This is a genomic window from Cellulomonas sp. PhB150 (genome assembly GCF_003755175.1).
Lineage (GTDB): Bacteria > Actinomycetota > Actinomycetes > Actinomycetales > Cellulomonadaceae > Cellulomonas.
In genome coordinates this window covers 553,711-566,020 of the sequence record NZ_RKHX01000003.1, presented here as the reverse complement: position 1 = coordinate 566,020, position 12,310 = coordinate 553,711, and the positions used below count along the sequence as shown (strand labels likewise).

12 protein-coding genes are annotated in these 12,310 nt (G+C 69.3%); 6 read left to right on the top strand and 6 right to left on the bottom strand.

The genetic code is table 11. The features are described 5' to 3' along the window. Positions 1 to 494: 494 nt before the first annotated feature. Together EDF34_RS17420 and dnaB are read right to left on the bottom strand one after the other, a co-directional pair. Positions 495 to 719 (bottom strand): hypothetical protein, encoded by a 225-nt coding sequence (locus tag EDF34_RS17420; protein ID WP_148076626.1) that lies wholly within the window; start codon positions 717 to 719, stop codon positions 495 to 497. A 147-nt stretch (positions 720 to 866) separates the two neighbouring features. Continuing rightward, on the bottom strand, positions 867 to 3,185 hold the full coding sequence (dnaB, locus tag EDF34_RS12905; protein ID WP_123371946.1) for a replicative DNA helicase: 2,319 nt from the start codon (positions 3,183 to 3,185) through the stop codon (positions 867 to 869). 378 nt (positions 3,186 to 3,563) lie between these two features. Here dnaB and EDF34_RS12900 point away from each other — a divergent pair, with 378 nt between their 5' ends. The 6 genes from EDF34_RS12900 (at position 3,564) to EDF34_RS12875 (ending at position 10,473) form a co-directional block, all read left to right on the top strand. Beyond that, complete coding sequence (locus tag EDF34_RS12900; protein ID WP_123371945.1) at positions 3,564 to 4,907, top strand: MATE family efflux transporter; 1,344 nt, start codon at positions 3,564 to 3,566, stop codon at positions 4,905 to 4,907. A gap of 274 nt (positions 4,908 to 5,181) precedes the next feature. Next, on the top strand, positions 5,182 to 6,420 hold the full coding sequence (locus tag EDF34_RS12895; protein ID WP_233575372.1) for a branched-chain amino acid ABC transporter substrate-binding protein: 1,239 nt from the start codon (positions 5,182 to 5,184) through the stop codon (positions 6,418 to 6,420). 76 nt (positions 6,421 to 6,496) lie between these two features. Further along, the gene (locus EDF34_RS12890) at positions 6,497 to 7,534 is read left to right on the top strand and encodes a branched-chain amino acid ABC transporter permease (protein WP_123371865.1); all 1,038 of its coding nucleotides are present in this window, start codon (positions 6,497 to 6,499) and stop codon (positions 7,532 to 7,534) included. Further along, positions 7,531 to 8,775 (top strand): branched-chain amino acid ABC transporter permease, encoded by a 1,245-nt coding sequence (locus EDF34_RS12885; RefSeq protein ID WP_123371864.1) that lies wholly within the window; start codon positions 7,531 to 7,533, stop codon positions 8,773 to 8,775. Before EDF34_RS12890 ends, EDF34_RS12885 begins: the two co-directional genes overlap by 4 nt. Further along, positions 8,772 to 9,767 (top strand): ABC transporter ATP-binding protein, encoded by a 996-nt coding sequence (locus EDF34_RS12880; protein ID WP_123371863.1) that lies wholly within the window; start codon positions 8,772 to 8,774, stop codon positions 9,765 to 9,767. The genes EDF34_RS12885 and EDF34_RS12880 overlap by 4 nt, the downstream gene beginning before the upstream one ends. Next, positions 9,754 to 10,473, top strand: coding sequence for an ABC transporter ATP-binding protein (locus EDF34_RS12875; protein ID WP_123371862.1), 720 nt, complete (start codon positions 9,754 to 9,756; stop codon positions 10,471 to 10,473). The genes EDF34_RS12880 and EDF34_RS12875 overlap by 14 nt, the downstream gene beginning before the upstream one ends. Before the next feature lie 76 nt (positions 10,474 to 10,549). On the opposite strand, the gene rplI is transcribed toward EDF34_RS12875, so the two are convergent. The 4 genes from rplI to rpsF all read right to left on the bottom strand — a co-directional run bounded on the left by rplI (position 10,550) and on the right by rpsF (position 12,239). Continuing rightward, positions 10,550 to 10,999, bottom strand: a complete 450-nt coding sequence (rplI, locus tag EDF34_RS12870) for a 50S ribosomal protein L9 (RefSeq protein ID WP_123371861.1) — start codon at positions 10,997 to 10,999, stop codon at positions 10,550 to 10,552. Positions 11,000 to 11,013: 14 nt separating this feature from the next. Then, the gene (gene rpsR / locus EDF34_RS12865; RefSeq protein WP_123371860.1) at positions 11,014 to 11,250 is read right to left on the bottom strand and encodes a 30S ribosomal protein S18; all 237 of its coding nucleotides are present in this window, start codon (positions 11,248 to 11,250) and stop codon (positions 11,014 to 11,016) included. Positions 11,251 to 11,330: 80 nt separating this feature from the next. Then, positions 11,331 to 11,855 (bottom strand): single-stranded DNA-binding protein, encoded by a 525-nt coding sequence (locus tag EDF34_RS12860; protein ID WP_123371859.1) that lies wholly within the window; start codon positions 11,853 to 11,855, stop codon positions 11,331 to 11,333. A gap of 90 nt (positions 11,856 to 11,945) precedes the next feature. After that, positions 11,946 to 12,239, bottom strand: coding sequence for a 30S ribosomal protein S6 (gene rpsF / locus EDF34_RS12855; RefSeq protein ID WP_123371858.1), 294 nt, complete (start codon positions 12,237 to 12,239; stop codon positions 11,946 to 11,948). Between the last annotated feature and the right edge of the window lie 71 nt (positions 12,240 to 12,310).

The following is a 12,310-nucleotide window of genomic DNA, read 5'->3' as shown; positions in this document are numbered from 1 at the left end:
GCTCAGCAACCTCGCCAACCGCATCCAGCCGATCCTCCGCTACGACCTAAGCGACAGCGTCCTGCAGCACCCCGGTCAATGTGCCTGCGGGAATCGACTCCCCGCCATCCGGGTGCGTAGACGGGCGTCAGACGTGGTGACACTGACGGACGACACAGGTCGCCTCGTCTCCATCCCTCCCTCGCCTTCACTCTCGCCGTCGAACAAACACACGCCGTCGAACGGCATCAGATCGTGCAAACCTCCCCAGACACGTTCTCGGTCCAGCTCCAACCAACTCCCGGCCGCTCACCCGATCAAGCATGGGAAGACGTGCGATCCGCGCTCCAGCGGCTCTTCGAGGAACACGGCGCGTTGCACGTAACGCTTCGGCTGGACGAAACGGCCCCGCAGCCGGCCCGGGGCGGCAAGTTCCGTAGCGTCACACCACTACGTCGGTCAAGTGACTTGGTCGGCCAGCCATGCTGCGCCGTGACTCGGATCGCCAGATGCCCTCAGGCGACGGCGTCGTCCACGAGCCCAGGTCTGGCGCGCCGCAGATGGGACTCGTTGGTTTGCACCTCGAGCGCGCCATCCTTCCCGACACGCGGGTTCAGGGCGGCGCTGGTAGCCAGACCCTCCGGGTGTCCGCCCCACAGCCAGGCCGGAAAGTTCATCGATGCCGAACGAGAAACCGCCGCGCGACCTGCCGGCCGCGCCGACTCCGGCTTGGGCGCCACCGGAGCATCCTCCCCGGGGCCACGACGGCGAGCTGCCGTGCCCGACGACCGCTAGTTTGTAAGGACTCCGTATTTAATGTTTCCGGTGCGGATTTTTAAAGTAGGCCGCATCTCGACAGCCGCATCTCGACAGCAAGGGACGACGAGTCAGGCCTGCATGTCCACGAATCGCGAGTAGTGCCCCTGGAAGGCCACGACCAGCGTGTCCGTCGGCCCGTTTCGGTGCTTGGCCACGATCACGTCGGCCTCGCCGGCGCGCGGGGACTCCTTCTCGTAGGCGTCCTCGCGGTGCAGCAGGATGACGATGTCGGCGTCCTGCTCGATCGAGCCGGATTCGCGCAGGTCGCTCATCTGCGGGCGCTTGTCCGTGCGCTGCTCGGCGCCACGGTTCAGCTGCGAGATCGCGATCACGGGGACCTCGAGCTCCTTGGCCAGCAGCTTGAGCGCTCGGGAGAACTCCGAGACCTCCTGCTGGCGGGACTCGACGCGCTTGCCGGACGTCATCAGCTGGAGGTAGTCGATGACGACGAGCTTGAGGTCGTGGCGCTGCTTGAGACGGCGGCACTTGGCGCGGATCTCCATCAGCGACATGTTGGGCGAGTCGTCGATGAACAGCGGCGCCTCGGAGATCTTGCCCATGGTCGTGGCGATCTTGGCCCAGTCGTCCTCGCCCATCTGACCGTTGCGCAGCTTCTGCAGGTGCACACGCGCCTCGGCCGAAAGCAGACGCATCGCGATCTCGTTGCGGCTCATCTCGAGCGAGAACACCACGGACGTCAGACCGTGCTTGATCGAGGCCGACCGGGCGATGTCGATGCCCATCGTCGAGTTGTGCGTCGGGACCATGGACCGGCCGGCGAGGTAGAGGTGCGACGCGTGAGCGATCTCGACGCAGCGGACAGGCACGCTCTCGATCGGCTCGACGGTCACGATCAGACGCTGCGTCAGGCGAGGAGTCGACGGGCGGCGGCGCTCCTTGTGGACGAGGTTCTTGCGCTCGAGTGCGAAGACCGTGTCGTCCGTGGTGAAGGTCAAGGTGTATGCGGTCGACGAGGCCTCGGAGGGGCCCTGAACCCACTTCGTGGACCACCCCGTGCGGTAGCCCAGCGAGTGGACGAGCTCGCGCACGTCCTGCGCGAGCTGGTGGTTCGTGAGCGCGATCTGCACGCTGCCGGTCGGGTTGACCGTGCCGTCGGTGTCGAGCAGCCCCGCGAGCAGGTCGCGCCGCTGCTGCTCGCTCGCCCGCAGGTAGGACGCCGGGATGTGGCGGTCGTTCAGCACGCCCAGACCGCGAAGACTCGACTCGGCATCATGGTCCGCAAGCTCGTCGAGGCGGCCCTCGATCAGCATCGCGATCTCCGGGTCGGCGCTCGTGAACCGCGCGGAGGCGGAGTGGCCGTCGCCGAGCCAGACGCCGAGCGCGTACGCGTCGATCGGCAGGTCGGCCTCGGGCAGGTGCAGCGGCTGGGCGGTCGCGACGGAGTGGTTGGCGCGCGCGTCCGCGGTCGCGCAACGCACCGTGGCCGCGATCTCCTCGGTCGTGCGGATCGAGGAGTCCCCGCGGCGCAGGCGGCGCTCGGCACGCGTGCTCGTCGCCCACTGGTGCAGCGCATCGGCCACGATCTGCGTGCCGTCGTCGAACGTCACCCGGTAGGTCGGCCGGCCGGTGAGCACGGGGGTCGCGGCGACGACGGTGGTCGGAGTCCCGTCGGCGGCCATGAGCTGGTCGCCGACCTGGACCTCGCCCATGGTCGTCCAGCCGGTGGGGGTGGCCAGCGGGGTGTCGAGCGCGAGCGCCTTCCCGATGGCCGGCCGCGCGGCCAGGACGATCATCTGCCCCGGGTGCAGCCCGTTCGTGAGCCGGTCCAGGTCGGAGAACCCGGTCGGCACGCCGACCATCCCCTCGCCGCGGTGCCCGGCCGCCTCGATCTCGTCGACCGCGCCGCCGATGATGTCGCCGAGCACCAGGTAGTCCTCGGACGAGCGGCGCTCGGTGACGGCGTAGACCTCGGCCTGGGCGTTGTTGACCAGCTCGTCGACGTCGCCGCCGTCGGTGCCGTAGCCGAGCTGGACGATGCGGGTGCCCGCCTCGACGAGCTTGCGCAGGATGGAGCGCTCGCGCACGATCCGCGCGTAGTAGCCCGCGTTCGCGGCGGTGGGGACCGACGAGATGAGGGTGTGCAGGTAGGGGGCGCCGCCGATGCGGCCGATCTCGCCGCGCTTGGTCAGCTCGTCCGCGACCGTGATCGCGTCGGCCGGCTCGCCGCGGCCGTACAGGTCGAGGATGGCGTCGTAGACGACCTCGTGCGCCGGACGGTAGAAGTCGGTGCCCCGCAGCTGCTCGATGACGTCGGCGATCGCGTCCTTCGAGATCATCATGCCGCCGAGCACCGAGCGCTCCGCGTCGAGGTCCTGCGGCGGGGTGCGGTCGTAGCCGCCACCGCCGCGGCTCGCCTCAGAAGGCATGCCGTACTCGAGCTCTTCGATCGTCACCTGGGTCCCCTGTCGTCGCCGTTCGAACACATGTTCCCGAGAGGGTCTGACATCCCCAGCTCGCCGGTCCACAGGACGGCGCCTCGCGGACGCGACGCTAGGCGCCCGACGGCCCCTGACCAAACGTCGCACGCGGCCTGTGCAGGACCCGCGCCAGGCTGGGGAAAGGGACAGCCCACCCTGTGGACAACCGGGGGACTCGATGTGCGCGCGACTGTGGACGATGTCCGTTCTTGTCCACAGACCGTGGACAGTGATGTGGATACTGGTGGGCGCGGCAACCGGGAAAACGGCCCGCCACCCGTGCGTTCGTCATGCACCGGGTGTGGATCGACCGGAGAGTTCGGCCCCATTTCATCTGATGGACACCCGCGCGCGCGTTCGAGCGTCGTCGACCGGCAGATCCTCGCCCTCGCGGTGCCGGCGCTCGGCGCTCTCGTCGCCGAGCCGCTGTTCGTCCTGGTCGACTCGGCCGTCGTCGGGCACCTCGGCACGGCGCCCTTGGCGGGGCTCGCCCTCGCATCCACCATCCTCGTCTCCGCCGTCGGGCTCTGCGTCTTCCTCGCCTACGCGACGACCGCGGCGGTCTCACGACGGCTCGGGGCGGGGGACCGGGCGGGCGCGATGCAGATGGGCGTCGACGGCATGTGGCTCGCGCTCGGCGTCGGCGCGTTGCTCGCCGCCGCGCTGTGGGTAGGCGCGGGCTGGCTCGTCGGCGCGCTGGGTGCGCACGACGAGGTCGCGCGGCAGGCCGTCATCTACCTGCACTGGTCGGCGCCCGGGCTGCCCGGGATGCTCGTCGTCCTCGCCGCCACGGGCGCACTGCGCGGCCTGCAGGACACCCGCACGCCGCTCGGCGTCGCGGCTGGCGGCGCCGTCGTCAACGCGCTGCTCAACATCGCGCTCGTCTACGGCCTCGACCTCGGCATCGCCGGCTCCGGGGCGGGCACGGCCGCGACCCAGCTCGCGATGGGTGCGGTCCTCGCCGTCGTCGTCGCTCGCGGGGCGCGCGACGCCGGGGCGCGACTGACCCCGCACGCCCGGGGGATCGCGGCCAACGCGCGTGCGGGCGGGCCGCTCCTCGTGCGGACGCTGAGCCTGCGGGCCGCGATCCTCGTGACCGTCTGGGTCGCGACGGGCCTCGGCGCGGTCACCCTCGCGGGGCACCAGGTCGTCAACGCCGTCTGGGGGCTCGCGGCCTTCGCGCTCGACGCGTTGGCGATCGCCGCCCAGGCGCTCGTCGGGCACGCCCTTGGCTCGGGTGACGTCGCGCGGACCCGCGCCGTGCTGCGACGCACCCTGCAGTGGGGAGTCGCGGGTGGAGCGGCGCTCGGGCTAGTCGTCGGCGGCACGGCCTGGACGTACGTTCGTCTCTTCTCGCCCGACGACGACGTCCGGGCGGCCGCGATCGCGGCGCTGGTCGTCGCCGCGGTGACCATGCCGATGGCCGGGTGGGTGTTCGTGCTCGACGGCGTGCTGATCGGCGCCGGGGACGGACGCTTCCTCGCGTGGGCGGGAGTGCTGACCTTCGTCGTCTACCTGCCGGCGGCGCTGGCCGTGCGCGCGTGGGCGCCGGACGGAACCGCGGGACTCGTGTGGCTGTGGGTCGCGTTCGCCGGGGTGTTCATGGCGGCGCGTGCGGTCACGACCGGGTGGCGTGCTCGCGGCGGGACCTGGATGGTCACCGGGGCCTGAGCGGCGTGTCGCGGCCCACAGCGCGCGCTCAGCGGCGCGGGCCTGCAGAGTACGCACATGGCAGCGCAGCCAGGTGTCTCACGACCGTCCCGTCCACCTGGTGGCCGTGATGCATCCGTGATGTGGTCGATGCCCAATCGTCACGAACCTTGCGCAGAACGAAACTCACCGGTAACTCTGTCGCTCTACGGTGCGACCAGCCCTGGCACGCACGCGGCCGGGACACGGACGTCGGCAACGACGGATCGTGCTCATTCCACGGAGGTAGCAGCTCATGCGTAGTTCCACCCCCAAGATGGCGGGTACCGCTCTGGTGCTCGTCGCCGGCCTCATGCTGGCCGGCTGTTCGTCGAAGGACGACTCCGGCGACACGCCGACGGCATCGGGCAGCGAGTCGGCCGCAGCGTCCGGCGACCTCAGCATCCAGCCGGTCGTGCAGATCGACACCAAGGGCGAGGAGGTCCCCGCCGCGGACACCTCGAACGCCGCCGACCCGGCCGGTGACGGGTCCGCCAAGTGCGACCCCGTCACGATCGCCATGGCGGGCGCCCTGACCGGCCCCAACGCCGCCCTGGGCATCAACATCCTCAACGGCGCCAAGCTCGCCGTGGACGCGCACAACGCGGCGAACGCCGGCTGCCAGGTCACCGTCAAGGAGTTCGACACCGAGGGCGACCCGCAGAAGGCCACCCAGGTCGCGCCGTCGATCGTCGGCGACAAGAGCGTCATCGGCCTGCTCGGCCCGGCGTTCTCGGGTGAGACCGCGGCCGTCGGCCAGGTGTTCTCCGACGCCGGCCTGCTCTCGCTGACGGCCTCGGCCACCAACCCGGACCTGGTCAAGAACGGCTGGACGAACTTCTACCGCGGCCTCGCCAACGACGCCGTCCAGGGGCCGTCGGTCGCCGCCTACCTCGTCAACACGCTGAAGTTCGCCAAGGTCTGCGTCGTCCAGGACGACTCCGACTACGGCGTGGGCCTGGCCGCCCAGATCACGTCGGGCCTCGGCGACGCCGCGGACTCGTCCTGCGCCGCCAAGGTCAAGGCCGGTGACAAGGACTTCTCCGCCACCGTCCAGATCATCAAGACCGCGGCGCCCGACGCCGTCTTCTACGCCGGCTACTACGCCGAGGGCGCGCCGTTCGCGTCGCAGCTCAAGGAGGCCGGCGTCACGGCGGCCTTCGTCTCGGCCGACGGCACGAACGACCCGCAGTTCGTCAAGCAGGCCGGTTCGGCTGCCAAGGACGCCTACCTCAGCTGCCCCTGCGGCCCGGCGCCCGAGAAGTTCGCCGCGGACTACAAGGCCAAGTTCAACATCGACTCGGGTGTCTACTCGGTCGAGGCCTACGACCTCGCGACGATCATGCTCAAGGGCATCGACTCGGGCGTGAAGGACCGCGCCGGTCTGGTCGACTTCGTCAAGAGCTACGACGGTGACGGCCTGGCCCGCCACTACAAGTGGGACGCCACGGGCGAGCTCGCCTCGGCCCTGATCTGGATCTACCAGGTCAAGTGACGACGACACGGCGGCCGGGTTCCTTCGGGGCCCGGCCGCCGTGCTGCACTGCCCCTCCCACCCACCTAGGAGCACCATGAGCGCCGTCATGTCGGCCGGCCAAGTCCTCGCCGACGGGGTGATCGACTTCAACGTCCAGTCCCTCGTCGACAACTTCTGGGCCCTGACCATCGACGGACTCACCTACGGGTCCATCTACGCACTGGTCGCCGTCGGCTACACCCTCGTGTACGGCGTCCTGCGGCTCATCAACTTCGCCCACTCCGAGATCTTCATGCTCGGCATGTTCGGGCAGTACGCGATGCTCATGCTGCTCGGCTTCACGCCTCGCGGAGACGCGTACACGCAGGGCACGATCATGACGGTCACGTACCTCCTGCTCGCCATGATCGGCGGCATGATCGTCTCCGGCGGCGCCGCCGTCGGGCTCGAGCGGGTCGCCTACAGACCGCTGCGCAAGCGCGGCGCACCGTCGCTGGTCTTCCTCATCACCGCGATCGGCGCCTCGTTCGTCATCCAGGAGTTCGTGCACTTCGTCCTCCCGAAGCTGACCAACAACGAGCTCGGCGGATCGATCGCCCAGCAGCCCATCCGGCTCGTCGTGCCCTCCGTGCAGTTCAGCGTCTTCGGCGCCGAGGTCACGAACGTCGAGATCGTCATCGTCATCGCCGCGCTCCTGCTGGCCTTCGCGACAGAGCGGTTCGTGACGCTGACCAAGTTCGGGCGCGGCATCCGAGCCGTGGCGCAGGACCCCGTGACCGCGACGCTCATGGGCGTCTCGCGCGAGCGCGTCATCATGCTGACGTTCCTCATCGGCGGCCTGCTGGCCGGCGCCGCGGCGATGCTCTACACACTGCGGGTACCCAGCGGCGTCATCTACTCCGGGGGGTTCATCCTCGGGATCAAGGCCTTCAGCGCCGCCGTCCTCGGTGGCATCGGCAACCTGCGCGGCGCCCTGCTCGGTGGCCTGCTGCTCGGCGTGATGGAGCTGTACGGCCAAGCGCTGTTCGGCACGGAGTGGCGTGACGTGGTCGCGTTCGTCGTGCTGATCCTGGTGCTGATGATCCGACCTACCGGCATCCTGGGTGAGTCCCTCGGGAGGGCACGAGCATGAGCACCGAGACCACCAGACCCACGCTGCAGCTCAGCTTCAGCGACAAGCTCCGCCTGTGGTGGGATGCACTCGCCCGCCCCACTCAGTGGCTGATCGGCGTGCCGTTCATTGTCTTCATCGCCCTTCTGCCGGTGATCCGGCCGCCCGTTCTGACCACGGTCGGCACCGACTTCGGTGGCGTCCTGGCGCAGTTCGGCATGTACGCCCTGCTGGCGATCGGCCTCAACGTCGTCGTCGGCCAGACGGGTCTTCTCGACCTCGGCTACGTCGGCTTCTACGCGATCGGCGCCTACACGGTCGGCCTGCTGACCAGCCCCGACAGCCCGTGGAACCTCACCGACGACTGGCTCTCGCGCGACTGGGCGTGGCTGTTCGCCCTCCCGATCGCCATCGCCATCACCGCGATATCCGGGCTCATCCTCGGCACACCGACCCTGCGGCTGCGCGGCGATTACCTGGCCATCGTCACGCTCGGCTTCGGCGAGATCGTCCGCCTCCTGGCCGACAACCTCACCAACCTCACGCGCGGCGGCCAGGGCCTGACCAAGATCGCCTACCCGGTCGCCGGCGTGTCCGAGTCGCGACCCAACGGCGTCTTCTCCGCGGGCAACAGCACGGCACCGTTCAACTCCGGGACCTGGTGGTTCTGGGTGAGCATCGTCTTCATCATCATCGTGCTGCTCATCGTCGGGAACCTCGAGCGGTCCCGCGTGGGCCGCGCGTGGGTGGCGATCCGTGAGGACGAGGACGCGGCCGAGATCATGGGCGTGCCGACGTTCAAGTTCAAGCTCTGGGCGTTCATCATCGGCGCCTCGATCGGCGGGCTCTCCGGCGCGCTGTACGCCGGCCAGGTGCAGTTCGTGGTCCCGACGACGTTCAACGTCATCAACTCGATGCTGTTCCTGTGCGCCGTCGTCCTGGGCGGCCAGGGGAACAAGCTCGGCGTGATCCTGGGCGCGTTCGTCATCGTCTACCTGCCGAACTTCTTCCTCGGGCGCACCGAGCTGCTCGGCATCCCGATCGACGGCAATGAGATCGCCAACTACAAGTACCTGTTCTTCGGCGTCGCGCTCGTCGTGCTGATGATCTTCCGGCCACAAGGGTTGATCCCGGCGCGGCAGAAGCTCCTGGCGTACGGGAGAGCGATCTACGTCGCCACCCGCAAGGCCGCCCTCGCCCTGAACCGCAAGCCCGCGCCCGCTCCCGCGGCCGCCACCGACACCGAGGGAGGTGCCCGATGAGCAGCCCCGGAGGCATCGGAGCAGGCTCCGAGCACGACGAGGAGTTCCGCGGCACCGACGAGATGGTCGGCGGATCCACCCCCGAGGAGTACCTGCCGGACGGCGGGGTCGAGGAAGCGGTCGAGATCGACCTGTCCGCGGTCGACCCGGAGCTGGCCGACGAGTCGCACGTAGCGGAGGTCGTGGCCTCGGACCGGGACATCCACGCGTCAGTCGGCGAGCCGCTGCTGCAGATGAAGGACGTGACCGTGAAGTTCGGCGGCCTCACGGCCCTCGACGGGGTCACGTTCGACATCCGCCGCGGCGAGATCCTCGGGCTGATCGGCCCGAACGGCGCGGGCAAGACGACGTGCTTCAACACGATGTCGGGCATCTACCGGCCGACGTCGGGGGCGGTTATGTTCGACGGCAACCCCATCGGGACGATCAAGCGCAACCAGATCACCCGGCTCGGCATCGCCCGGACGTTCCAGAACATCCGGCTGTTCTCCGACATGACGGCGCTCGAGAACGTCGTCGTGGGCACGGACGCCCGGCACCGCACGTCGGTCCCGGGCGCGGTCTTCCGCAGCCGGCGTCACCGGCACGAGGAGCACGACGCGCTCGAGCGGGCCATGGCCCTGCTGGAGTTCGTCGGGATCGGCAACCGCGCCACCGAGAAGTCGCGCAACCTCTCCTACGGCGACCAGCGCCGCCTGGAGATCGCCCGGGCCCTGGCCACGCAGCCCAAGCTGCTGTGCCTCGACGAGCCCGCCGCCGGGTTCAACCCGGCGGAGAAGCAGTCGCTGATGGACCTGATCCGCAAGATCCGCGACGACGGCTACACCGTCCTGCTGATCGAGCATGACATGCGCCTGGTCATGGGAGTGACCGACCGCGTCGTCGTGCTGGAGTTCGGCCGCAAGATCGCCGACGGCCTGCCGGCGGAGGTCTCCTCCGACCCCGCCGTCATCGCCGCCTACCTGGGGGTGCCCGACGATGCCACTGCTTGAGCTCAAGGACCTGACGGTCTCCTACGACCGCATCGAGGCCGTCCGCGGCATCTCGCTCACCGTCGAGGACGGCGAGCTCGTGACGCTGATCGGCGCCAACGGCGCGGGCAAGACCACGACCATGCGTGCCGTCTCGGGCATCCGCCCGGTGGCGCGCGGGTCGGTCTGGTTCGACGGCAAGGACATCACGCGGATGAAGGCGCACGAGCGCGTCACCGCCGGCATCGTCCAGGCGCCCGAGGGCCGCGGGGTGTTCCCGGGCATGACGGTCGTCGAGAACCTGGAGATGGGCGCCTACGCCCGGACGTTCAAGACGAAGGCGGAGCACGACAAGACCGTCGACCGCGTCTTCGAGCTGTTCCCGCGCCTGCTCGAGCGGCGCACGCAGGTCGGCGGCACGCTGTCCGGCGGTGAGCAGCAGATGCTCGCCATCGGCCGCGCGCTCATGGCCCGCCCGCGGCTCCTGCTGCTCGACGAGCCGTCGATGGGACTCGCCCCGCTGGTGATCCAGCAGATCTTCCGCATCATCACGGAGATCAACACGGAGGGGACCACGATCCTGCTCGTCGAGCAGAACGCGCAGCAGGCGCTGTCCCGGTCCGACCGGGCCTACATCCTGGAGACCGGTGAGGTGACGACCTCAGGCAAGGGGGCGGACCTGCTCGCCGACCCGGCGGTCAAGCAGGCCTACCTCGGCGTCGCCTGATCTCTCCCGTACGACGACAGCGCCCCGCTCCCGATCTCTCGGGGGCGGGGCGCTCTCGTCGTTCTCGAACCTGAGGTCAGGCAGCGACGACCTTGACGGTCACCGTGGCGGAGACGTCCGAGTGCAGACGGACCGACACCTTGTACTCGCCCAGGGACTTGATCGGCTGACCGATCTCGACCTTGCGCTTGTCGATCTGCGGGGCGCCGGAGGCCTTGACGGCCTCGGCGATCTCCGCGGTGGTGACGGCGCCGAACAGGCGACCGGCCTCGCCGGCCTTGGCGGTGACCACGACAGGCTTGGACTGCAGCGAGTCGCGGATCGCCTTGGCGTCGTCGAGCGTGGCGATCTCGCGGGCCTTGCGGGCCTTGCGGATCGCGGTGACGTCCTTCTCCGCACCCTTGGTCCACGGCGTGGCCAGGCTGCGGGGGATGAGGTAGTTCCGGGCGTACCCGTCCTTCACCTCGACGACGTCACCCGGGGCACCGAGTCCGGTGACCTCGTGGGTCAGGATGATCTTGGCCATGAGTGTCTCCTTTCTCAGCGAGCCGACGACGAGTACGGCAGCAGGGCCATCTCGCGGGCGTTCTTGACGGCGCGTGCGATCGCACGCTGCTCCTGGGTGGACACACCGGTCACACGGCGAGCACGGATCTTTCCGCGGTCGGAGATGAACTTGCGCAGCAGCGCGGTGTCCTTGTAGTCGACGACATCGATCTTCGCCGCCTTGAGGGGGTTCTGCTTCTTCTTGGGCTTGCGGACCACGGCCTTAGCCATCGTGGTGCTCCTCCTTGGTGGAGTGGAGCCCCGAGCGTTGCCGTTGCTCGGGGATGGGGGTCTTGTCTGGGAGGGCTAGATCAGAACGGGGGCTCGTCGGAGTAGCCGCCGCCGCCGGAGCCACCTGCGGGCGTGGCCCACGGGTCCTCCTGCTGGCTGCTGCCACCGCCGGCGTTGCCGCCGCCCTGGCCGCCGCTGTAGCCGCCGCCCCCGCCGCCGCCGAAGCTGCCGCCACCCGAACGCTGAGTCCGGGTGACCTTGGCCGTGGCGTAGCGGAGGGACGGGCCGACCTCGTCGACCTGCAGCTCGACCACCGTGCGCTTCTCACCCTCACGGGTTTCGTACGAACGCTGGATGAGCCGGCCGGTCACGATGACGCGGGTGCCCTTGGTGAGCGACTCGGCGACCGACTCGGCCGCCTCCCGCCAGATCGAGCAGCGCATGAACAGCGTGTCGCCGTCCTTCCACTCGTTGCTCTGGCGGTCGAACGTGCGGGGGGTGGATGCGACGGTGAAGTTGGCCACCGCTGCCCCAGACGGGGTGAAGCGCAGCTCGGGGTCCCCCGTGAGGTTCCCGATCACCGTGATGACGGTCTCGCCGGCCATGCCATCTCCTCGTTCGTTCGATGTACGTCGTATGTGGTCAGGCGCACGCTATCCGCATGCAGTGACATGCGTCAGCGGATACGCACAGACTCAGGCGTCGGCGCGAAGGACCTTGGTCCGCAGGACGACCTCGTTGAGGCCGAGCTGACGGTCGAGCTCCTTGGCAGTGGCGGGCGTCGCCTTGAAGTCGACGACGGCGTAGATGCCCTCGGACTTCTTCTTGATGTCGTACGCCAGGCGGCGACGACCCCAGATGTCGACCTTGTCGACGGAGCCACCGTCGGTCGTGATGACCGACAGGTACTTGTCGAGCGAGGGAGCGACGGTGCGCTCCTCGATCTCGGGGTCGAGGATGATCATGATCTCGTACGGACGCAGGCTCATACCCACCTCCTCTGGTCTCGGCGGTCACGGTCGATCCGTGACAGGAGGGTTCTCGTGCGTCGCTGCGGGAC